Origin of the sequence: Variovorax terrae (assembly GCF_022809125.1) — a bacterium.
GTDB lineage: Bacteria > Pseudomonadota > Gammaproteobacteria > Burkholderiales > Burkholderiaceae_C > Variovorax_A > Variovorax_A terrae.
This window is the reverse complement of record NZ_JALGBI010000002.1, coordinates 761284-781208: the sequence shown is the minus strand read 5'-3', so window position 1 is coordinate 781208 and position 19925 is coordinate 761284. Positions and strand designations below refer to the sequence as shown.

Annotated in this window: 23 protein-coding genes, 1 tRNA gene and 1 pseudogene; 8 read left to right on the top strand and 17 right to left on the bottom strand. The window is 62.3% G+C overall.

Going from position 1 to position 19925, the window contains the following annotated elements; genetic code table 11:
- Positions 1–39 precede the first annotated feature (39 nt).
- From rph to MMF98_RS19205, 3 genes are read right to left on the bottom strand one after another with little or no spacing between them, the layout of a single operon-like run.
- Positions 40–771, bottom strand: coding sequence for a ribonuclease PH (gene rph / locus MMF98_RS19215; RefSeq protein ID WP_243308581.1), 732 nt, complete (start codon positions 769–771; stop codon positions 40–42).
- 48 nt (positions 772–819) lie between these two features.
- Positions 820–1722 (bottom strand): PP2C family protein-serine/threonine phosphatase, encoded by a 903-nt coding sequence (locus MMF98_RS19210; RefSeq protein ID WP_243308579.1) that lies wholly within the window; start codon positions 1720–1722, stop codon positions 820–822.
- Positions 1719–2726 carry a serine/threonine protein kinase gene (locus tag MMF98_RS19205; RefSeq protein WP_243308578.1) on the bottom strand — a complete coding sequence of 336 codons (1008 nt, stop codon included), beginning with the start codon at positions 2724–2726 and terminating at the stop codon, positions 1719–1721. Before MMF98_RS19205 ends, MMF98_RS19210 begins: the two co-directional genes overlap by 4 nt.
- Before the next feature lie 86 nt (positions 2727–2812).
- Here MMF98_RS19205 and MMF98_RS19200 point away from each other — a divergent pair, with 86 nt between their 5' ends.
- The 4 genes from MMF98_RS19200 to MMF98_RS19185 all read left to right on the top strand — a co-directional run bounded on the left by MMF98_RS19200 (position 2813) and on the right by MMF98_RS19185 (position 6982).
- Positions 2813–3730, top strand: a complete 918-nt coding sequence (locus MMF98_RS19200) for a YicC/YloC family endoribonuclease (protein ID WP_243308573.1) — start codon at positions 2813–2815, stop codon at positions 3728–3730.
- A 36-nt stretch (positions 3731–3766) separates the two neighbouring features.
- Positions 3767–4387: a guanylate kinase gene (gene gmk / locus MMF98_RS19195; protein WP_243308570.1), complete on the top strand. Its 621-nt coding sequence runs from the start codon at positions 3767–3769 to the stop codon at positions 4385–4387.
- A 14-nt stretch (positions 4388–4401) separates the two neighbouring features.
- Entirely contained in the window at positions 4402–4605 is a 204-nt protein-coding gene (rpoZ, locus tag MMF98_RS19190; RefSeq protein ID WP_243308568.1) for a DNA-directed RNA polymerase subunit omega, read from the top strand.
- Positions 4606–4699: 94 nt separating this feature from the next.
- Entirely contained in the window at positions 4700–6982 is a 2283-nt protein-coding gene (locus MMF98_RS19185) for a RelA/SpoT family protein (protein WP_243308566.1), read from the top strand.
- A gap of 10 nt (positions 6983–6992) precedes the next feature.
- On the opposite strand, the pseudogene greB reads toward MMF98_RS19185, so the two are convergent.
- From greB to MMF98_RS19160, 5 genes and pseudogenes are all read right to left on the bottom strand, one after another.
- Positions 6993–7552, bottom strand: a pseudogene (gene greB, locus MMF98_RS19180) (transcription elongation factor GreB).
- Between the two features lie 235 nt (positions 7553–7787).
- Positions 7788–7864: transfer RNA gene (locus tag MMF98_RS19175), tRNA-Arg, on the bottom strand.
- Positions 7865–7908: 44 nt separating this feature from the next.
- Positions 7909–8712: a cyclic nucleotide-binding domain-containing protein gene (locus tag MMF98_RS19170; protein ID WP_243308565.1), complete on the bottom strand. Its 804-nt coding sequence runs from the start codon at positions 8710–8712 to the stop codon at positions 7909–7911.
- A 623-nt stretch (positions 8713–9335) separates the two neighbouring features.
- The gene (gene hrcA / locus MMF98_RS19165; protein WP_243308564.1) at positions 9336–10340 is read right to left on the bottom strand and encodes a heat-inducible transcriptional repressor HrcA; all 1005 of its coding nucleotides are present in this window, start codon (positions 10338–10340) and stop codon (positions 9336–9338) included.
- Between the two features lie 9 nt (positions 10341–10349).
- Positions 10350–10892, bottom strand: a complete 543-nt coding sequence (locus MMF98_RS19160; protein WP_423837648.1) for a recombinase family protein — start codon at positions 10890–10892, stop codon at positions 10350–10352.
- A 553-nt stretch (positions 10893–11445) separates the two neighbouring features.
- On the opposite strand from MMF98_RS19160, the gene MMF98_RS19155 reads away from it, so the two are divergent.
- A complete protein-coding gene (locus tag MMF98_RS19155) occupies positions 11446–12285 on the top strand; it encodes a ParB/RepB/Spo0J family partition protein (protein ID WP_243308561.1) in 840 nt (279 codons plus the stop codon).
- A 37-nt stretch (positions 12286–12322) separates the two neighbouring features.
- On the top strand, positions 12323–12556 hold the full coding sequence (locus MMF98_RS19150; protein ID WP_243308559.1) for a hypothetical protein: 234 nt from the start codon (positions 12323–12325) through the stop codon (positions 12554–12556).
- A gap of 358 nt (positions 12557–12914) precedes the next feature.
- Here the strand turns inward: MMF98_RS19150 and MMF98_RS19145 are convergent, their stop codons facing one another.
- The 9 genes from MMF98_RS19145 to MMF98_RS19105 all read right to left on the bottom strand — a co-directional run bounded on the left by MMF98_RS19145 (position 12915) and on the right by MMF98_RS19105 (position 18362).
- Positions 12915–13955, bottom strand: coding sequence for a zonular occludens toxin domain-containing protein (locus MMF98_RS19145; RefSeq protein ID WP_243308557.1), 1041 nt, complete (start codon positions 13953–13955; stop codon positions 12915–12917).
- The gene (locus MMF98_RS19140) at positions 13952–14239 is read right to left on the bottom strand and encodes a DUF2523 domain-containing protein (protein ID WP_243308555.1); all 288 of its coding nucleotides are present in this window, start codon (positions 14237–14239) and stop codon (positions 13952–13954) included. Before MMF98_RS19140 ends, MMF98_RS19145 begins: the two co-directional genes overlap by 4 nt.
- On the bottom strand, positions 14236–15633 hold the full coding sequence (locus MMF98_RS19135; RefSeq protein WP_243308552.1) for a hypothetical protein: 1398 nt from the start codon (positions 15631–15633) through the stop codon (positions 14236–14238). The genes MMF98_RS19140 and MMF98_RS19135 overlap by 4 nt, the downstream gene beginning before the upstream one ends.
- Positions 15623–15811: a hypothetical protein gene (locus MMF98_RS19130; RefSeq protein WP_243308551.1), complete on the bottom strand. Its 189-nt coding sequence runs from the start codon at positions 15809–15811 to the stop codon at positions 15623–15625. The genes MMF98_RS19135 and MMF98_RS19130 overlap by 11 nt, the downstream gene beginning before the upstream one ends.
- 15 nt (positions 15812–15826) lie before the next feature.
- Positions 15827–16036 carry a major capsid protein gene (locus tag MMF98_RS19125; protein ID WP_243308549.1) on the bottom strand — a complete coding sequence of 70 codons (210 nt, stop codon included), beginning with the start codon at positions 16034–16036 and terminating at the stop codon, positions 15827–15829.
- Positions 16037–16154: 118 nt separating this feature from the next.
- The gene (locus MMF98_RS19120) at positions 16155–16511 is read right to left on the bottom strand and encodes a eukaryotic translation initiation factor eIF-2-beta/eIF-5 family protein (RefSeq protein WP_243308547.1); all 357 of its coding nucleotides are present in this window, start codon (positions 16509–16511) and stop codon (positions 16155–16157) included.
- A 191-nt stretch (positions 16512–16702) separates the two neighbouring features.
- On the bottom strand, positions 16703–16894 hold the full coding sequence (locus MMF98_RS19115) for a hypothetical protein (RefSeq protein ID WP_243308545.1): 192 nt from the start codon (positions 16892–16894) through the stop codon (positions 16703–16705).
- A 13-nt stretch (positions 16895–16907) separates the two neighbouring features.
- A complete protein-coding gene (locus tag MMF98_RS19110) occupies positions 16908–17222 on the bottom strand; it encodes a hypothetical protein (RefSeq protein WP_243308544.1) in 315 nt (104 codons plus the stop codon).
- Positions 17223–17243: 21 nt separating this feature from the next.
- Entirely contained in the window at positions 17244–18362 is a 1119-nt protein-coding gene (locus MMF98_RS19105; RefSeq protein ID WP_243308542.1) for a replication initiation factor domain-containing protein, read from the bottom strand.
- 390 nt (positions 18363–18752) lie between these two features.
- On the opposite strand from MMF98_RS19105, the gene MMF98_RS19100 reads away from it, so the two are divergent.
- Together MMF98_RS19100 and MMF98_RS19095 are read left to right on the top strand one after the other, a co-directional pair.
- Positions 18753–19016 (top strand): hypothetical protein, encoded by a 264-nt coding sequence (locus tag MMF98_RS19100; RefSeq protein WP_243308540.1) that lies wholly within the window; start codon positions 18753–18755, stop codon positions 19014–19016.
- A 15-nt stretch (positions 19017–19031) separates the two neighbouring features.
- Positions 19032–19925, top strand: coding sequence for an NAD kinase (locus MMF98_RS19095; RefSeq protein ID WP_243308539.1), 894 nt, complete (start codon positions 19032–19034; stop codon positions 19923–19925).

Genomic DNA, 19925 nt, shown 5'->3' with positions numbered 1-19925 from the left:
GAAAAACGGCCGAGGTCCAGGTGCACTGGTCATAATTTGCTATTTATTTGATAGCGATTTCTGTTGCAGCGCCACGAGTTCGCCGATCCCCTTTTCGGCCAGCGCAAGCAGCGCGTCAAGCTCTCGGCGCGTGAACGCCGCGCCTTCGGCCGTGCCCTGCACCTCCACGAAGTTGCCGGCGCCGGTCATCACCACGTTCATGTCGGTGCCGCAGGCCGAGTCTTCGGTGTATTCGAGGTCGAGCAGCGGCGTGCCGTCGACAATGCCGACCGAGACGGCCGCCACCGGCCCGAGGATGGGCGATGCCGGCAGCTTGCCTTCGGCCAGCAGCTTGTTCACCGCGTCCTGGGCGGCCACGAATGCGCCCGTGATCGCGGCCGTGCGCGTGCCGCCGTCGGCCTGCAACACATCGCAGTCGAGGTGGATGGTGCGCTCGCCGAGCTTTTGCAGATCGAACACGGCGCGCATCGAACGGCCGATCAGGCGCTGGATTTCCTGGGTGCGGCCGCTCTGCTTGCCGCGCGCGGCCTCGCGGTCGCCGCGCGTGTGGGTGGCCCGGGGCAGCATGCCGTACTCGGCCGTGACCCAGCCTTCACCGCTGCCGCGCTTGTGCGGCGGCACCTTGTCCTCGACCGAGGCGGTGCACAGCACCTTGGTGGCGCCGAACTCGATCAGCACCGAGCCTTCGGCGTGGATGGTGTAGCCGCGGGTGATGCGCACCGGGCGCAGCTGGTCTGCGGCGCGCTCGCCGCTTCTCTTGAATTCGCTCATGACGTCAGTTCTGTCGGATAGGTGAAAAGAAAGCGCCGCCGCGCGGGCTCAGGCCTTGCGTGCGGCGGAGCGCCGGATGGCCTCGTTGATCTCGGCGATGGAGCGCTCGATGGCGGCGTCATCGAGATCCTCGACCATGGTGTCGAGCACGCCGGCCTGGATGGTGGAGGCGAACACGCCATCGCTGATGCTGTCGGTAGAGATGCCGCGCGTGGACTCGAAGGAATCGGGGGTTTCCCACTCCAGCGCCACCACGGTCACGTTGTCGCTGTGCTCGCCGCCCTTGCGCAGCGCCTGCTCCACGAGTTCGGGCACGGCGTCGGAAACGGACTGCGCGCTCAGCAGGCGCACGATCTCGTTGTCGTTCAGGCTGCCCCACAAGCCGTCGGAGCACAGCAGGATCTTGTCGCCCTGCTGCAGCACCACCGGCCCGGTCACGTCGAACACGGGCTTGGTGGGCGAGCCCAGGCAGGTGAACAGGATGTTGCGGTTGATGCGGTCGAGCCGGATCACGCCCGCGTTCTGCTGCTCGATGTAGGAGTGGTCGCGCGTGCGCGTGAGCAACTCGCCTTCGCGCACGACGTACAGGCGCGAATCGCCGCAGTGCACCCAGATGGCGCTGTTGCCCTGCACGACGGCGGCCACCAGCGTGGTGCGCGGCGTGTCGAGCATGCCCTTTTCGCTCGCGTAGCGGATGATCTGGTGATGCGCCGCCATCAGCGCAGAGGCCAGGAACTCGGTCGCATCCTTGACCGTGGGCCGCGCCTCCTTCTGGTACAGCGCCGAAACGGTCTGCAGGGCCAATTGCGCGGCCACTTCGCCCTCGGGATGGCCGCCCATGCCGTCGGCCAGCACGAACAGCCCCGACTCGCGCGTGTAGCAATAGCCCATGCGGTCTTCGTTTTTCTCGCGGCCGCCCCGGCGGCTGACCTGGAAGACGGAAAACTTCATTTGAGCTTGGCTCCGAAACCGGTGGCTTTGCGCAGGTTCTTCTTGCCGTCCGACACCATGTTGTCGAACTGCAGGCGCATCTTCTCGCCCACCGTGAGCTTGGTGTAGCGGCGCTCGCCTTCGCGGCTGAGCTCCTTCTGCAGCGCGAACACCGACTGCGGGCGCGACAGCGGGTCGAGCGACATGCACCACTCCACCACCTCGATCAGGTTGTCGGAGTACACGCCGCGCAGGCGCGAGAGGGCCAGCGCCAGACGGTCCTTCTCGAGCCGCTGGGGCGCGTCGTTGGGCGGGTAGCCCTGCATGCAGGCGTAGATGCAGGCGCCGATGGCGTAGATGTCGGTCCACGGGCCCATGGACGAGTCGCGACGGTACATCTCGGGTGCGGCGAAGCCGGGCGTGTACATCGGGCGGATGAAGTTGCCTTCCTTGCTCAGCACTTCGCGCGCGGCGCCGAAGTCGATCATCACGGCCTTGTTGTCGTCGGTGATGAAGATGTTGGCCGGCTTGATGTCCAGGTGCAGCATCTTGTGCTGGTGCACGATGCGCAGGCCTCGCAGGATCTCGTCGAACAGCGAGCGGATGGTGGATTCGCGGAACACCTTCTGCTTCTTCAGCTCGCGCGCAGTGATGATGAAATCCTGCAGGGTCGCCCCTTCCAGGTAGTTCATCACCATGTAGACGGTTTCGTTCTCACGGAAGAAATTGAGCACGCTCACCACGGAAGCGTGCGAGATCTGCGCGAGCGAACGGCCTTCCTCGAAGAAGCTCTTGAGGCCCAGGCGGTACAGGGACAGCTTTTCGGGCTGCACCTGGGGCAGCAACTCGCCCGGTGCCCGCGTGGCCAGGGACGAGGGCAGGTATTCCTTGATGGCGACCTGCTGGCCTTCGTTGTCCACCGCCAAGTAGACCACCCCGAAGCCCCCGGCCGACAGCTTGCGCACCACGCGATAGCCGCCAATCACGGTATCGGGTGGCAACGGCGCTGGTTTGACCTTTGACATAATTTGGGGTGGGTGAGCCTCGGACGGATCGATACCGGGTTTTCCCGGTTATTCTCGACAATCTAGCAACGCTTCAGCAAATCTCCATGCCAGTTTACAGCATGACCGGCTACGCCAGTACCCAGCGCAGCGCGGCTGCCGCGGGGTCCGATGCCGACGCCAGGAGCCATACGTCCAGCCGCCTGGGGCTTGAAATCCGCTCGGTCAACAGCCGCTTCCTGGACTTGACGTTTCGCCTGCCCGAGGAACTGCGCCAGCATGAGCCGGCCTTGCGCGAACTGCTGACGGCCCGGCTCAAGCGCGGCAAGGTGGAAGTCCGCGCCGCGATCGAAAGCTCGTCGTCCAACCTCCTGCCCGACCCCTCGCCGCGTTTGCTGCAGCGGCTCAATGCCTTGCAGGACGGCGTGCGCGCCTGGCTGCCGGACGCCGCGGCCCTCAGCGTGGCCGATGTCATCCGCCTGTCCGCCACCGACAGCACCACGGACACGGATTGGAGCGGCGCGGTGGCCCAGCTGGCCGACCAGGCACTCAAAGACCTGCTGGCCGCACGCGAACGCGAGGGCGAGCGGCTCGCCGTCATGCTGCGCGACCGCCTGATGCAGCTGCGCGCCCTGGCCCAGCAAGCCGGGCCGCTGGTGCCGCAGCTCGTCGAGCAGCAGCGCAACCGCTTCGTGGAACGCTGGAAAGAGGCCATGGCCCTGGCCGAAGGCACGGCCCTCCCCGAAGCCGCCCAGGACCGCGCACTGACCGAGGCCACGGCCTTCGCCATCCGCATCGACGTGGCCGAGGAACTGACCCGGCTGGCCTCCCATCTTGATGAAATCGAGCGCCTCCTGGCCAAGGGCGGCGAGGTCGGCAAGCGGCTCGACTTCCTGATCCAGGAGCTGCACCGCGAGGCCAACACCATGGGCTCCAAATCCGCGGCGCTGGAGCTCACGCGCATCTCGGTCGACATGAAAGTGCTGATCGAGCAGATGCGCGAGCAGGTGCAGAACATCGAGTGACGCTCCTATATTCATAGCATCCAACGCCCATTTCACATGGACTATCCCGGAAATCTCTTTGTCGTTGCGGCCCCGAGCGGGGCCGGCAAGTCCAGCCTGGTCAAGGCGCTGATGGAGCTCGACTCGCGTGTGCAGCCCTCGGTCTCCCACACCACGCGCGCACCGCGCGGCCAGGAAAAGCACGGGCGCGAGTACTTCTTCGTGTCGCAACAGGAGTTCGACGGCATGGTGCTCGCCGAAGCCTTCGTCGAATGGGCCCATGTGCACGGCCAGCGCTACGGCACCTCCAAGAAAGCCATCGAAGACCGCATCGTCCAGGGAGCGGACGTGATCCTGGAAATCGACTTCCAGGGCGCCCTCCAGATCAAGAAGGTCTTCGCCAACGCGGTGCTGATCTTCATCCTGCCGCCCAGTTGGGAAGAGCTGCGCTCACGGCTCGAGCGCCGCGGCGAGGACTCGGCCGAAGTCATCGAGCTGCGCCTCAGAAATGCCGCGCTGGAGATGGCGCAAGCCCGGGAATTCGATTTCGTTATAATCAACGAGTTATTTGAGCGAGCGCTTTTCGACCTGAAAGCGATTGTTCACGCCCAGCGGCTCAAGTTTGCGGCCCAGCGCCGCGCCCGAGCCGACACCTTCCAAGCACTCAACATCACCTGACCCCGGAGAACTTCATGGCCCGCATCACCGTTGAAGATTGCCTGCAACAGATCCCGAACCGTTTCCAACTGGTGCTGGCCGCGACCTACCGCGCGCGCATGCTGAGCCAGGGTCACGCGCCCAAGATCGAGAGCAAGAACAAGCCCGGCGTTACCGCGCTGCGTGAGATCGCCGAAGGCAAGATCGGCCTGGAAATGCTCAAGAAAGTGCCAAACTGACCGCTGTTTGCCGCTTTCGACAAAAAAAGCACCGCCATGCGGTGCTTTTTTGTTGCATTGCACCGTTTTGTCATCCCCACGCTACATTTAGGGGATGAGCGCGGTGCTGAATCCCCCTTCCGGCGCGGGCAAGCCGTCTCCCTTGCCGCAGCCAACCACAGCCAACAGCCCGGCCGCCGCCAACGCGGCCGCGGCCAGCTTTGCCGCGCTCACCGCCAGGCTCGACTACCTGGATGCCTCTGACATCGAGCAGGTTCGCCTCGCCTACCGCTTCGCCGACGAGGCCCACCTCGGCCAGCTGCGCAACAGCGGCGAGCCCTACATCACCCATCCGATTGCCGTGGCCGCCCAGTGCGCCGAATGGAAGCTCGACGCGCAGGCTCTGATGGCCGCTCTGCTGCACGATGCCATCGAGGACTGCGGCGTCACCAAGCCGGACCTGATCGAGCGCTTCGGCGCTCCGGTGGCGGAGCTGGTGGATGGACTCACCAAGCTCGACAAGCTGCAGTTCACCACGCGCGAGGAAAGCCAGGCCGAGTCGTTCCGCAAAATGCTGCTGGCCATGGCCCGTGACGTGCGGGTCATCCTGATCAAGCTGGCCGACCGCACCCACAACATGCGCACGCTGTCGGACGTGCCGCGCGAGAAATGGGCGCGCATCTCGTCCGAAACACTCGACATCTACGCCCCCATCGCGCACCGGCTGGGCCTGAACCAGACCTACCGGGAACTGCAGGATCTGTCGTTCCGCCACCTGCGCCCCTGGCGCTACGCCATCCTGTCCAAGGCCGTGTCCAAGGCCCGCAGCCGTCGGCGGGACCTGCTCCAGAAGGTGCAGCGCGAGGTGGAAGCGGCGTTCACCGCCGCCGGCGTCAGGGTGCGCATTTCGGGCCGGGAGAAAACCCTGTACTCGATCTACCGCAAAATGGACGAGAAGCGCCTGAGCTTTGCCCAGGTCACGGACATCTACGGCTTCCGCGTGATCGTGCCCACCGTGACAGAGTGCTACACCGCCCTCGGCATCCTGCACCAGATGTACAAGCCTGTGCCGGGCAAGTTCAAGGACCACATCGCGATTGCCAAGCTCAACGGCTACCAGTCGCTGCACACCACGCTGGTGGGCCCTTCGGGCGTGAACGTGGAATTCCAGATGCGCACCGAAGCCATGCATGTGGTGGCCGAATCGGGGGTGGCCGCCCACTGGCTGTACAAAGCCAGCGAACCGGGCGGCGCCACCAGCGAGCGGCTGGGCACCAAATGGCTCCAGTCGCTGCTGGACATCCAGTACGAGACACGCGATGCCGCCGAGTTCTGGGACCACGTCAAGGTCGACCTGTTTCCGGACGCGGTCTACGTGTTCACCCCCAAGAGCCAGATCATGGCGCTGCCGCGCGGCGCCACGGTGGTGGACTTCGCCTATGCCATCCACAGCAACATCGGCGACCGCACGGTCGCGGCCAAGATCAATGGCGAGCAGGTACCGCTGCGCAGCGAACTCAAGAACGGCGACGTGATCGAGGTCATCACCGCGCCGGTCTCCACGCCCAATCCGGCCTGGCTCGGCTTCGTGCGTACCGGCCGCGCACGCTCCAAGATCCGCCACCACCTCAAAACCCTGGCCCAGACCGAATCGCAGGGCCTGGGAGAAAAGCTGCTGACCCAGGCCCTGCGGGCCGAAGGGATGGAAAAGCTGCCCGATGACGACGCCAGCCACCAGCCGATCTGGGACAAGCTGCTGCGTTTCACCGGCAACCGCACCCGGGCCGAACTGCTGACCGACCTCGGCCTGGGCAAGCGCATCGCCAGCATCGTGGCCAAACGGCTCATGACCCTGATGACCGAAAAGGGCGAACGCCCCAATGCCCTGCTGATGAGCCGCGAGCGCTACACCGCCCATGAAACCGTGTCGCAGGGCGCCGTCATACTGGACGGCAGCGAGAACGCCTCGGTGCAGTACGCCCCATGCTGTCGTCCCATTCCGGGCGACGGCATCGTCGGCTACCTCGGGCGCGGCGAAGGCCTCGTGGTTCACACCGACCATTGCCCCGTGGCCAAGCGCCTGCAGCACAAGGACAGCGAACGCTTCATCGCCGTTGAGTGGTCGGACGAGCCCACCCGCACCTTCGAAACCGGCGTGGTGATCACCGTCAGCAACGGCAAGGGGGTGCTGGCCCGCATCGCCGCCGCGCTGGCAGCAGCGGAGGCGGACATCACGCACGTGGACATGGGAGACGAAGCGGCACAGGACGCCACCGACCTGCGCTTCGTGATCGCCGTGCGCGACCGCGCGCATCTGGATGCCGTCCTGCGGCAGCTCAAGCGCACGCCGTCGGTCCTGCGAGTGCAGCGTACAGCGGGCGCGCAGCCCTCGCACTGAACCAGCGGCGTCAGCGAGGCAGTGGCGCCGGGTAGCGCACCTGCAGCACCTCGATCTGCTGCACGCCGGCGGGCGTCATGAGCTTGACCTCGTCGCCCTCGCGTGTCTTGAGCAGCGCCCGGGCGATCGGCGAAATCCAGCTCACCTGGCCTTGCGCGCTATCGGCCTCGTCGATGCCCAGAATGGTCACCGTGCGTTCTTCGCCTGACGCATCGGCATAGGTCACGGTTGCACCAAAAAACACCTGGTCACTGCCGTGATGCACCGCTGGGTCCGTCACTTCCGCGATCTCCAGTCGCTTGGTCAGAAAGCGGATGCGCCGATCGATTTCGCGCAAACGCTTCTTGCCATAAAGATAGTCGCCATTCTCGGAGCGATCGCCATTGCTCGCGGCCCAGTGCACGATCTCCACCACTTTGGGACGCTCGTTGTCGATCAGATCGAGAACTCCGCACGCAGCCGCGCGTAGCCCTGCGGCGTGATGTAGTTCTTGCCGCCTGCAGGCAAGGGCGGCAGGGAGACTTCGTCGTCATCGTCCGACTCGGTCTCCCGTGTGAAGGCTTTGCTCATGGCACAACCATACCCGATTCACGCATTGGAATTGCCCGGCGTGGCCATTGGAGAAAGCGCTTTGACGCAGCACGCATCGACGGCCCTCCGTGACAGAACCGGCCAGGGTCGACACCAGAACTCGAGCCCACAGGGAGGCCATGGGAAGCGAGCCCATATCTCCCGATTTCCCCGACAGAAGCGGGCTCAGAAATGGAAAAAGCCCTAGAACCTTTCAGTTCTAGGGCTATCCATTTGGTGCGGCTGGCAGGAATCGAACCCACGACCCCTTGGTTCGTAGCCAAGTACTCTATCCAGCTGAGCTACAGCCGCGAAGACAGAGATTATAGCACGGTATTTTTCGCCTGCCTCAAGCTTCACTGAGACGGGCCACTCATCGGATAAGTGGATCTGAAGTCTTTCCCTTGCCGACGGCGGCGGATGTCAGGCTTCAACTCGGGCTTGCGTGTGGAGTCTGCATTCACGTTCGGCGCGTCATCCATTGGTCGAGTCCGGCGGTGGGCATTCGCCGGCCGGGGTCCGACCGGCAACCGGGGCCTGGCGGAAGAGAGAGGCGACGAGGCGGGAGGCAATGTCCGTATTGCGGATTCGCCCTGCTCCTGCTGGTCCTTGATTTCCATCTGCATGCTGTCGACGATCTGGCTCAGCATGAACACCCGGTGATTGGTGGCCCGCAGCCGTTCTGCGACCTGCATCAGGATGGCGCGGAGCAGCGCAACGCCGACGGGGGGATCTTCGCGAAAGATCCGCTGCTCCAGATCCACTTGATCGAGCACAGCGACATCGACCTCCGTGGCGGCCGTGCAGGTTGCAGAGCGCGGCTTGCCGTCGAGCACGCCCAGTTCGCCGACCAGATGGCCCGCCCCCAGCACCGTCATCACCACCGAACTGGCCTGGCCGGGCGGCTGTTGCGACACCACAATGTCGCCTTGCAGAATCAGGACGATGGTGTTGTGGCTCTTGGCCCCCTCCTTGAACAGCACCGTGCCGACCTTCAACCGCTGCGCCTTCATGAAATTCACAACTTTCAGGGCATCTTCGAGGCTGAGCTCTGGCAGGGATGTGGCCGACACCAGCAATTCGGCCACATCATTGCGCGTGAAGCTTCGTCGTTCGGAAAGGAACGACCCGCTGTCTTCGTCGTCGCTGTCGAGATACATGATGGCTGCCGTTTGGATTGCAGACCTTAGTTTTATCCACGGATTCGATGCTGCCAAGCGACAAATCCTGCAAATTGGGGATAACTCAACGAATTCCCTGAATTTCGTCGGTCATGGGGCCACGCAAACGAGCTATTCCGCACATTTCGCGGCCAAACCAGCGGGGCAAGTGATGGAGGTTTCCCGACGCGAGCCGGGGAAAGGGCAGCCGAGGTCAAGGCGCTGCAACGCCATTGGTGGGCCGTGTTGGACTTGAACCAACGACCAAAGGATTCAGGTTTGCGCGAGTTTCCCCGCTCCCAGGACTATCTCATCACCCACGAATCACATCGCTAGGGTGCCGGGCGCTGATGGACGGTTATCGGCTTGGCTCCTCACGTCCTAGTCTCTGCACCTTCCTGCCTACAACTGCCTTCGGCAGGCTTGGCTCAGGATTGCCTTGGCATACGCTTTAGGTTTCCCTGAGTTCACCCGGTTTTTCCAGCCCGGGTCTCCCCGGGCGGTCACCATTTTGATGAGTCCTCTGCTCTAACCAACTGAGCTAACGGCCCACCCTAGGATGATAAGGCATCCATATGGGTGCTTTCTCCGGACGCGGCAGATCGCGCCACCGCCGCCCAGGCCTACTTGTTGTGGCTCAGCGCATTGCTGACCAGCCTGGAGGTGATATCCACGATCTGGATCATGCGGTCGTAGGGCATGCGGGTCGGGCCGATCACGCCAAGCGTCCCTACCACCTGGCCATCCACCTCATAGGGGGCACTCACGATGGACAGTTCCTCGAACGGCACGACCTGGCTTTCACCGCCGATGAAGATGCGCACGCCTTCGGCCCGGCTCGATATGTCGAGCAAGCGCATGAGCTGTGCCTTCTGCTCGAACAGCTCGAACGCGCGACGCAGGTGCCCCATGTCGCTCGAAAAATCGCTCACGGCCAGCAGGTTGCGTTCGCCGGAAATCACCACGTCGTCCTGTTCCTGGCTCAACGCCTCGGAACTGACCTGCACGGCCGCCTGCATCAACGCGGCGATCTCGCCGCGCAATTTTTCCATCTCGTGCTGCAGGCGCTCGCGCACCTGCTCGATGGCCAGGCCCGCGTAGTTGGCGTTGAGGTAGTTGGACGCCTCCACCAGCTGCGACTGCGAGTAGTCGGCCTCGGTGAAGATCACTCGGTTCTGCACATCGCCATCAGGCGACACGATGATGACCAGCAAACGCCGGTCCGACAACCGCAGGAACTCGATATGGCGAAACACCGAGGTGCGGCGCGGGGCCATCACCACGCCGACGAACTGCGAGAGGTTGGACAGCAGCTGCGCGGCATTGGTGATTACCTTCTGCGGTTGGTCCGGAGCCAGGCTGGGCGTGGCCAGCCGCTCGCGCTGCGCAGTCAGCATGGTGTCCACGAACAGGCGGTAGCCGCGGGCGGTGGGAATGCGCCCCGCCGAGGTGTGCGGGCTGGCGATCAGCCCGAGTTCCTCCAGATCGGCCATGACATTGCGGATGGTGGCCGGCGACAGATCCAGCCCCGAGGCCCGGGACAGCGTGCGCGATCCCACGGGCTGCCCATCGGCAATGTAGCGCTCGACCAGCGCTTTGAGCAACAACTTGGCACGATCATCGAGCATGGGTCCATTTTACTGGGGTAATCTCAAACGCCTAGCCTCCGCCCAGCGCCCCCTACCCTCGTACCGGTGGATATGATCGCGCAGACACGCGACAGATACCCCAAGCATTTCGGCAAGCGTTGACTGCATATACCAGCCAGACCGCCAAGCCTCCGCAGCGGCAGCAACTTCCCAATCAGCCAACGCCCTAGGCGTCCCCCAGGTCTTCCCCCTGGCCCTGGCAGCAGCCTGACCGGCCATCACCCGCTCCCTGATCATCGACCGTTCAAGTTGGGCGACCGCGCCGAGTATCTGAAACGTGAATTCGCCTATAGGCGACGAAGTATCTAGAGGCTCTGTCAATGACGTGATTGCAGCGCCTACAGACTTGAGACGGCCGAGAATACCGATTAAGTCGCCGAGGCCTCTGGCTACCCTGTCGATTTTCCAGACGACAAGCAAATCCCCACTGGAGAGCGAAGCGATTGCTCTCTGTAGTTCTGGCCTAGGCCCCACTCCCGAACCCGCTTCACGAAACACCGTCCGAACACCGGCACGCTTAAGCGCGTCCATTTGCAACGATGTGTCCTGATCAACAGTCGACACACGCGCATATCCCACCTTACGCATACTGCATAGACTCCCCGCCACATAAATCGTAGCAGACGAGGGCGAACTTTTCGCAAGCGAAAAGCCAGGCTCTGGCCCTACGGGTTGAGCCAACAAGTTGTCTCAATCGAGCAGACTCGACTAACGATCCTTTTCGCATCTCTCGGTGGATTGGCTGGCGTTGTCCCCGGCCCTGCTGCACTTGTCGCGCCAGTCGTGCGCTTCGCTCCCTTTGTGGCACGCCCGCTACGCTCAAGTGCGGCCGCAGGGCCTTGCGTGCTGAAAAATCCGGCTGATGCCAAAACCGCGAAGACACCCCCGTTAACCCCAAGCTGAAGCGAGGGGCGTAACGGGGGTGTCTTTTTTTCGCGGTTCCGGCATCAGCCGGATTTTTCCTTGTGAACCTACACCCCCTACCCCCCGCCCTTCCCCAAGGGGAAGGGAGCGAGGAAGCATTGCTGAAGGTATCCGCCTTCAACTCCATCAACCAATCGCGCATTTCGCAGGAGAAACAGCAATGTCCGCACTCACCATCAAGATGATTCACCCCTCCGCCATCGCAGCCCCCTCCTTTGTCCGCCAGCAGAACGGCCACGACAAAGAAGGTCTGTCCCAATTGGCAGCATCGATCAAACAACATGGCCTACTGCAACCGATCGTGGTTCGCCCGGCGACCGAGGACGAGGCTCCCGCGCAATGGACCGTTATCGCCGGGCGCCGCCGCCTTGCAGCGTGCAAGATGGCCGGAATGACCGAACTGCCCGCCATCGTGGCGGAAACCGATGAGGCCCGCTCCTACGAAATGGAGATTGCCGAGAACATCCAGCGGGAACAAATGACGCTGGCCGACACGGCGCGGGCCGTGCGGACCTTGATGACCATCTACAACAACCAGAAGAAGGTATGCGAGGTCCTGAACAAGTCGGCGGCCTGGGTGTCCAAGCACCTTTCGGTCACCGCATCCAACTGCCCCCGCGTGGTTCAGGAAATGCTCGACCAGGGCATTGTGAAAGACCTCGAAACGCTGATGCTGCTGAAGGCCATCGCTTCTATGCCCGCCTCCCATCCCGGAGCCATGAACGCCATGGCGCGCATGATGCGGATTGCCCAGGAAGGCAACATGAACCGACAGATTGCGCAAGACGCACTTGCCAAGCTGCGTGCCCCCACGCCGATCGCAACGACCACCACGACAACCGGTGCAACAACCACGACGACCAAGCAGCTTGACATGCTGGAGGACAAGCAGCCCGCCACCACTTTCACGCTTGAGCTGCCGATTTCGTACCTGGAGAAAATCGAGGCCATGGGCGGGATGGAATGGCTTCTCAACCTGATCGACAGCAATCAGCACTGACTGCGCAAGAGTAATTCCAACGGAGTAAACTCGCATCATGGAACTTGAAATCTATCGCGCCCTCGTGAAAGCCAATGTCTCCCCGGAAGACGCCCAGGCCGTGGCCGAGTCGATCAACAAGGAAATCGACAAGCGGTACAGCCTGCACTCCGCGCAGCTATTCACCAAGGGGGACGCCGGAGAACTTAAGGCGGAACTCATCAAATGGTGCGTGGGGTCGATCTTCGCGGCCGTCGCGCTATTTGCAAGCATCGTCAAAATCTGGCACTAGCCCAACTGCCCTGAAAAAGAAACCGCCTTCTGGCGGTTTCTTCGTTTCCGGGGACGGAAATTTGCACGCGGGCCGCACTGCGTGCGGCCACCTTCGGCACGCCTGCGGCTCAGCGCTTCGCGCATGGCGGTTTCTCATGCGAAAGAGCGATATAACATCGTGTCAACTCAGAGGAAGCACTCATGTCGCCATCCACGATTACCACTCTAGTCAGCATTGCTTCGGTCATTTGGCTGATCGTTCACGCGGCACGAAAAGGTGCGGCTAGCGCAATCGAACTATTCCTATTTGCAACAATGTCAGTCATAGGTACGCTAGCCTCTAAAGGATAGCCGCGACTAAACGGCGCCATGACCCGCTATCGCCGCTGGGCCATGAAGGCCAGAGCCTCATAGTCCGCCGCGTGGTCATGGCTCACGCGAGAGCGCAGGACCTCGGCGAGAGACGGCACCATCTCAACCTGGACGGCCCGAGGCTGGCCCGGCGTTGTCGCCTTGATCGGCCCGAAGTCGGTCCACCCGGTACACACCTTGGTCTCGACCTCGATCCGCATCCCGTACTGATCATGGCAGCTACAGGCCCCTCGGAACACCGAGCAGCCCGCGAGGACCGGCGCAGCGGGCGCGGAAGCGGCCGCAACTGGCACGGCAGGGGCATGGGTACTTGACGCGCTTGCGGGGGCGCTAGAGGCCTCCTTGGCAGGCCGGTAGGTGTCGGGGTTGAACGCGGCCACTTGCTTGCCCGTGATGCGGCTGTAGGACTCGGGAATCTTCCAGGCGGCCAGCGCCAGCGCGCCCAGGATGACGTAGACCAGCGTGGGCACCTTCTTGGGCTGTTTGGTGTGCACGCGGGCCGACTTGTAGAGCTTGTAGGCCTGCCTGCTGAACCACACAAAGCTCTTGCTCACCGAGGTCTTGAACGCGAGCGTGCGACTGATCATGTCCCATTCGTAGGCGATGGACAGTGGCCAGTTCGCAACGCGGCGCAGATGGATATGGCGCCCCACAAGGTTCTGCACATCGCGGTCCACCAACATGGGATGCTGGCTGATGATGATGAAGTCCACCGACCACTTACCGCGATGCTCTTCCAACTCGCTCACGTCCTGAGGCCGCTTGGAACCGTTGGGGCGCGGGGGCCATGCCTTTTGAACCTCATCGAACACGATCACTGATCCAGGCTGCGCCCACTCCCACCAGTTGTGCAGGTTGTTCGCATCAATCAGTTCGTGGTCGAGCAGCAGGCCCCGGATGTTGGTGTAGATCGTGCGCTTGTGCGTGACGTGCGTGCCATCGTCCATTTCCTCTTGCACGGTGGTGCCCACCAACTGGCGCAACAGGTGCCACACGGTGTAGAGCGTTTTGCCGCCGCCCGGGGCACCGGTCAGGAAGGTGATCATGAGGGGTTCACTCCAAGAATCTTCACCGCGTTCTGAATCTGCCAGAGCATGAGCTTGGTCGCGCACGCGCCCAGGATGATGCCCAGGCCCACCGCACCGCCCGAGAGCAGGAACAGTTGCAGCATTTCAGGCTGCAGCAGCCCGAAGGCCGTCACGGCCTGCTGCTTCATGTTGTTCACGATGGCCGTGAGGCCGGTAATCGTCACGACCGAGAAACCGAGGCTGATCAGAATCTTGGCGATCATTGGCTGGAGCATCGCCAGCAGCCATGTTCCGAGCTTCATACGCGAGTCTCCCCGGGCATCAGGATCAAGAAGGCCGCAAAGGCGCTCAGAGAGAGCACCAGGGCGCGTAGCGGGCCGCTGGCAATCTCGCAGCCCTTGGCGTAGCTGAACACGGTGATCGATTGGCCGTGAATCGTTTTCACGATATCGGCAGGGCAGGAGCCGCCGCCGAAGCCGAGGTCCTCCGCCGCGTAGGTCAATTCCTTGGACGTGCGCGGGATGTCACCGCCAGGAACATCGAGCTCGGCGCAGGCCACCGAGTTCGGATACTTGGCGCATTGGTCTACATCGTCCTTGGGCTTGGTGTCGGTCTTGTCTTGTGTCGTGGTCTGCGCGCCAGTCTTCGTCTCAGGGTCACCGTTGGGCTTGAGCTTGGGCGTGCCGTCCGGGTTGAGCACCGGCTCCACCACGGTTTCAGTCACCTTCTCGGTCTTGACCTGCTCACGCGTCACCGTGTCCTTGTCGTACTTGAATTTGTCCTGCGTGGTGGTCTTGGTTTCGGTGGTGACAGCGCGTTCCACGGGCTTGCCGTTGCCGTCGAGCATGGGTTGCCCGTTGGGCAGCTTCATGGGCTCACGCTTAGTGCTGGTTTCCGTTTCTTCAACGGGGTCAGCCTGCGCGGGGCCGGTGATCGTGGGCTGCTCAAGCTCGACCGGGACGCCAGCCGTGACCACATCTCTGAGGGTCTTGGCGATGGTGCTGGTTGCGCTCGTGGGCCAGCCGGACTGCGCTGCAATCTTATCGGCCAATTCCTGCTCGGTCATGGGCTTAGTTGTCATACCCTCAACCCGAACCATGGACATGCGCCGGTAACCGACGAACGTACCGCCCGAATAATGCCCAATGTCGCACGCGGCACCTTCTGTTCCCGGGGGATAGACATAGACGCTACTCTCCCCAGGCGGATAGACCGTATTGCCACCACAGCGCAGCCCGGAGGTGGGGTCCGGTTGTTCGAACTCATTATGGTCACCAGTCCACCTGGACGTCACGCCAAGATCACGCAGCAGTTGAGCCACGTTGAGCGCGATGCCCACCGGGGCCACCAAGCTTCCGGCCATGCCGCGTGCGAAACGAGCCACGGCCTTGCCCATTGAAGCTTTGTTCACCGCAGCGGTGGCCGTGATCGGAATGGACTTGCCGCCGGGCGTGGCGTGGTAGTCCTGGGCCGTGGCGTACATCGCGCCGTTGGAGGCTGCGCCGAACGAGAAACGGGCCGCGTTGGCAGCGTCTGCCGTGGTCGGGCCGTACTTGGTGATGTTGCCGGTGTAGGTGGGCGGGAAAACGGGCTTGGGGACGGCCTGCGCGTGGGCTACTTGAAGGCCACAAAGAGCAGCAAGAACAAGCCCGCAGCAAAGAAGGCTTCTGAGGGTGAAGGCATGGTTAGTCTCCATTTGGGCTACTCGTGAAGATGTTGAGGATTTGCTTTGCGCCCCACACGATCACGAGCGCGAGAACGAAGCTCCAGAACATGTCGACCAGATCGGCGGCACGCGCTGGAGTGAATTCAGCGGGCTCGATGACCACCGTCACCGTTTGGCCTGCTTCAGCAGTAAAGGTGTTGGTGGTCATCGGAGCCGGGCCTGCTTACATCCAGCCCATTTTGGAGGCCAGCTTCTTCAGGCCCCAGAAGGCCACGAAGGCCACAATCACCGCCGTGATGACGGTCACCAGATCGGTGCCGGTGCCGGTGATAGCCGTGGTCACGGCGGCGGGCACCTCGGCGAAGGCAGCGCCGCTGGTGGCGAGGACGAAGGCCGGGATAGCGGCCAAACGGATTGCGATTTGCTTGCGCATGAGAACTCCTAGTTCGGTGTTCCCGGAAATTCGGGATTGCACCCCACACAACACGACGTTTCGCAACGCTGGTGCTGTGCAGGCTGGAATCACTTTGGATTTCGCATGAGAAACCAGATCAAAACCAATCAGCAGAGGGAGACGCCTCACCGCAGACATGACACTCAATCAACCCCGTATCACCATCGCTGCAAAGCTCACTCATCGGCAACTGCGCCCCACATGCCGGACACTGAAAAAGGTCTTCATCAGACACTTCCGTGTCAAGCGAACCGCAGCCAGGACAGGAAAACCGAGTCCCGCCCAGAAGCTCCTCATACTCGTCATAGCTGATATCGCCAGCCTCAAGCTGCTCCATCAAATCGCCGTGCTCAAGGCCGTTGTCTTCATTGACACCATTGAAACCACAAGCATTGCAATGAATAGTCTCGGACATAGAACTCACCTCCCAATAACTAAACAGCAGGTTTCGCATGCGAAACCAGGCAACTCGGCGTTCCGAGAAATTCGGGATTGCACCCCACACAACACGACGTTTCACAACGCTGGTGCTGTGCAGGCTGGAATCACTTGGGAAGACGAGAAACAGACTGCCAGAGCCACCACCCGGCGCACCAGTAAGCGCTAATCTCCAAACACCGCATAAACAGAATCAGGTCATCCATGTCAGGACTCTGGAACCCACACCGGAATGACAACGCCGCAGCCGTCCAGGTGATCGGCCGATGCATCGCTAGCCGATTCTTCGCATGCGAAAGGCACGGCGCGCACGAGCATTCGAACGAGAACAACCCCGCCCTCTCCATCAGGCGCGAGAAAGCCGCCGCTTTCCGCGTCCTGAACGATGTAGCCGCGCACGCAATGCATGACGTCAGCCCTTGGTCTGCTGGGCGCGAGCAACGGGGCGCAAGGCCGCAATCACGGTTTTCTGCACCTTGCCGTTCGTGACGATTTCGATTTCCGCGTCGCATTCGATCGGGAAGGACGCCGCCAAGTGCTTCATCTTGTCGAATTCCTCGGACGTGCCCAAGGCATATTCAACCGTGGCAGAACCCATGCCATTACCCTTGCTATCATCCAGTTCGGTCATGGCGTAGACCTTGGTGCTGTCGTAGGGCTGGCCGTTTTCGAGAACGCCCTTTGATTTCTTCATGCCCGTAACGAGAAGGCGAGCTTGCAGCTTCATGACTAATTTCCTTGATCCGGCTTACATGGAAGGCGCATAGCCGGCCGGTGCGGCTGCGCTAAGGTTATGTATCCACTCCCTGAGGCCGTCCCGAACTTTCGCGTGCGAAAGCCCGGACAAGCCGCGAGGGATGCGACGGTCCATATGCTTGATCGTGAGCAGATCGGCCCACTCCGCAGAATCCGCGCACGCCTGAACAGCACGGATCGAAGGAGCAACCACGTTCTCAAGCCAACGGGTGAAGCGCGAGACAGTGCGCTCGCCTACGGCTTTGCCCGTCGGGATGCGCTCGGCCTCCGGCTTCTTGTCCAGAACCCACTGGCAGAAGTCATACGCTCCGGCGAAGAAGTCGGCGGGCCGAATCAGGGCATCAAAAGGCACGATGCGATTCACGTTGCGCAACTCGACCTCAACTCGAACCCAAGGATCAGAGAGCATCTTGAAGGCGTGCCCCTTTTCATAGGCCCGCATGAGCTTTCCGCTTTCGCGCTGCCCCACCTGAAAGGTCCTCGAATGCTCGCGTGCGCGGTCATGGCCATCCCCCGATCCGTGGCGGGTATAGCTCGGGCGACGATTGCGATAGTCGAATGCGCCAGTGCGGTAGCAGCCCTCGACTTCCTCGATAGTCAATTCGCCGCCCAGGTAGTCGCGGGCAAGATCGATACGAGTAACACGCGGATCGAGCGATGACAACCACGCATGAAGGGACTTCTCCCATCCTTTCGCAGCGAAAGTGCAGGCTTCGCCTTTGAGGGTCAGGCAGAAGGTTTCGCGCTGGGTGACACCGCCGCCGCTGACGCTGGCAACTTCCTTGTCAAACTCATTGTTGACGGTCCAGGTGTAGTCATAGAAATCCCGGCCGTTGCGGGATTCGCCCAGGGTGAAGCCGAGCACACCAGCCAAGCCAAAAGCGAGGTATCTGGTCAAAGCTTCATCGTCGCTATCCGACAGACGCGCCAGCGAGAGGACGGCATCCCTGCGTACCGTGACGCGCAGATAGTCAACGATGACGCCGCTTGCCCCATCTTGTTGACGCTCAGCACAAAGGACCTTGACCTTGCCGCCCTCGAGCACCAAACGCTCATCCCGCGTCAGGCCCCTGACGTTGTTTACCCCCGTGTTACTCAGGGGGGCAGTCATGCGGACTCCCCCTGCTGCGCCGAAGGCGCGCCGCTCGTGCGGCGCTGCGCTTGCCCGGCGGCGCGCATCGCGTCACAAATGCAGACCCACCATTCACAATGGACGCAGCGCGGCTTGCCGCTTGGTGCAAACGCACCACGGAAGCGCCTAGCGCGGGGAGAGGCGCACTCCCCCAGCCCGGCCGACGCCGGAGCCGCCAAGCTGGCAGCGTCGGCCGCTTTGACGGCCGGGGGAATGCAAGAGGGTGAACTAGACATGGCGGCTCCTGATTGCACACATAATGTGTGCATGCGAAACGATACACTGCCCACAAACTGATTGCAATCATGCACTCACAATGTGTGCATTATTGCAACACCCAAACAATCCCCGATTGACAAGGAGTTGAAAATGCTGCAAACGATGGACCTACTCGCTAAAGCGCTGAACGAGCACCCTGCGCCGTACTGGCACGCTCAATTGCATCTCAGCCGGAACGCGCTGCACAACGCCAAGATACGTGGCCACATCAGTCCGGCAATCGCAGGCGCACTAGCTGAGAAGCTAGGCGAAGACGTAGATAAATGGATCGTGATTGCGGCGCTTGAATCAGAAAAGGCAAGCGCATGCAAAGAACGCATGCTCAAGCGAATCAAAAAGCTGACATCACTTTAATGATGTAATTTGCGCATGAAGTCCCGTTTCCGCCATGTTGCGCTGATTGGCAAGTACCACGCCTCCCCTGCCGGTCCCACGGGATCGTCGCGGGCCGTGCTCGAAGACATTGCCCATTTCCTGCACGCACAAGGGTGCGAAGTAGCGCTGGAACAGGAAACGGCTGCCAGCACCGGCCTCAGCGGCCATGCCGCGCTGGATGTGGCGGCCATTGGCGCCCAGTGCGATCTGGGGCTGGTGGTGGGCGGTGACGGCACCATGCTGGGCATCGGCCGCAGGCTCGCCGGCCACGGCGTGCCGCTGATCGGCATCAACCAGGGACGGCTGGGCTTCATCACCGACATCCCTCTCGAAAACTACCAGGCCACGCTGACGCCCATGCTGCGCGGCGAGTACGAGGAAGACCGGCGGACCCTGATGCACGCCAGGGTGATGCGCGACGGCCACTGCGTATTCGATGCGCTGGCCATGAACGATGTGGTGGTCAATCGCGGCGCCACCTCGGGCATGGTGGAGTTGCGCGTGGAGGTGGATGGCCATTTCGTGGCCAACCAACGGGCCGACGGCCTGATCATTGCCTCGCCGACCGGCTCCACGGCCTACGCACTGTCGGCAGGCGGCCCGCTGCTGCACCCGTCCCTGCCCGGCTGGGTGCTGGTGCCGATCGCCCCGCACACCCTGTCCAACCGCCCCATCGTTCTGGCGGATTCGGCGGAGATTGCCATCGAACTTGTCGCCGGCCGGGACGCCAGCGCCAATTTCGACATGCAGTCCCTCGCCTCGCTGCTGCACGGCGACCGCATCATCGTGCGGCGCTCGCAATACACCGTGCGCTTCCTGCACCCCAAGGGTTGGACCTATTTCGACACGCTTCGCAAGAAATTGCACTGGAATGAAGGGGTTGCCTGA

What these genes read in the sequence shown, in the direction of transcription:
- MMF98_RS19105 (WP_243308542.1), bottom strand. Translation starts at nt 18,362, where the DNA reads ATGACTGCCCCCCTGAGTAACACGGGGGTAAACAACGTCAGGGGCCTG.
- MMF98_RS19150 (WP_243308559.1), top strand. Translation starts at nt 12,323, where the DNA reads ATGGAACTTGAAATCTATCGCGCCCTCGTGAAAGCCAATGTCTCCCCG.
- MMF98_RS19145 (WP_243308557.1), bottom strand. Translation starts at nt 13,955, where the DNA reads ATGATCACCTTCCTGACCGGTGCCCCGGGCGGCGGCAAAACGCTCTAC.
- MMF98_RS19205 (WP_243308578.1), bottom strand. Translation starts at nt 2,726, where the DNA reads ATGTCAAAGGTCAAACCAGCGCCGTTGCCACCCGATACCGTGATTGGC.
- MMF98_RS19120 (WP_243308547.1), bottom strand. Translation starts at nt 16,511, where the DNA reads ATGCGAAACCTGCTGTTTAGTTATTGGGAGGTGAGTTCTATGTCCGAG.
- rph (WP_243308581.1), bottom strand. Translation starts at nt 771, where the DNA reads ATGAGCGAATTCAAGAGAAGCGGCGAGCGCGCCGCAGACCAGCTGCGC.
- MMF98_RS19185 (WP_243308566.1), top strand. Translation starts at nt 4,700, where the DNA reads ATGAGCGCGGTGCTGAATCCCCCTTCCGGCGCGGGCAAGCCGTCTCCC.
- gmk (WP_243308570.1), top strand. Translation starts at nt 3,767, where the DNA reads ATGGACTATCCCGGAAATCTCTTTGTCGTTGCGGCCCCGAGCGGGGCC.
- MMF98_RS19210 (WP_243308579.1), bottom strand. Translation starts at nt 1,722, where the DNA reads ATGAAGTTTTCCGTCTTCCAGGTCAGCCGCCGGGGCGGCCGCGAGAAA.
- MMF98_RS19155 (WP_243308561.1), top strand. Translation starts at nt 11,446, where the DNA reads ATGTCCGCACTCACCATCAAGATGATTCACCCCTCCGCCATCGCAGCC.
- MMF98_RS19140 (WP_243308555.1), bottom strand. Translation starts at nt 14,239, where the DNA reads ATGAAGCTCGGAACATGGCTGCTGGCGATGCTCCAGCCAATGATCGCC.
- MMF98_RS19110 (WP_243308544.1), bottom strand. Translation starts at nt 17,222, where the DNA reads ATGAAGCTGCAAGCTCGCCTTCTCGTTACGGGCATGAAGAAATCAAAG.
- rpoZ (WP_243308568.1), top strand. Translation starts at nt 4,402, where the DNA reads ATGGCCCGCATCACCGTTGAAGATTGCCTGCAACAGATCCCGAACCGT.
- MMF98_RS19160 (WP_423837648.1), bottom strand. Translation starts at nt 10,892, where the DNA reads ATGGACGCGCTTAAGCGTGCCGGTGTTCGGACGGTGTTTCGTGAAGCG.
- MMF98_RS19100 (WP_243308540.1), top strand. Translation starts at nt 18,753, where the DNA reads ATGCTGCAAACGATGGACCTACTCGCTAAAGCGCTGAACGAGCACCCT.
- MMF98_RS19130 (WP_243308551.1), bottom strand. Translation starts at nt 15,811, where the DNA reads ATGACCACCAACACCTTTACTGCTGAAGCAGGCCAAACGGTGACGGTG.
- MMF98_RS19135 (WP_243308552.1), bottom strand. Translation starts at nt 15,633, where the DNA reads ATGGAGACTAACCATGCCTTCACCCTCAGAAGCCTTCTTTGCTGCGGG.
- hrcA (WP_243308564.1), bottom strand. Translation starts at nt 10,340, where the DNA reads ATGCTCGATGATCGTGCCAAGTTGTTGCTCAAAGCGCTGGTCGAGCGC.
- MMF98_RS19170 (WP_243308565.1), bottom strand. Translation starts at nt 8,712, where the DNA reads ATGTATCTCGACAGCGACGACGAAGACAGCGGGTCGTTCCTTTCCGAA.
- MMF98_RS19125 (WP_243308549.1), bottom strand. Translation starts at nt 16,036, where the DNA reads ATGCGCAAGCAAATCGCAATCCGTTTGGCCGCTATCCCGGCCTTCGTC.
- MMF98_RS19095 (WP_243308539.1), top strand. Translation starts at nt 19,032, where the DNA reads ATGAAGTCCCGTTTCCGCCATGTTGCGCTGATTGGCAAGTACCACGCC.
- MMF98_RS19200 (WP_243308573.1), top strand. Translation starts at nt 2,813, where the DNA reads ATGCCAGTTTACAGCATGACCGGCTACGCCAGTACCCAGCGCAGCGCG.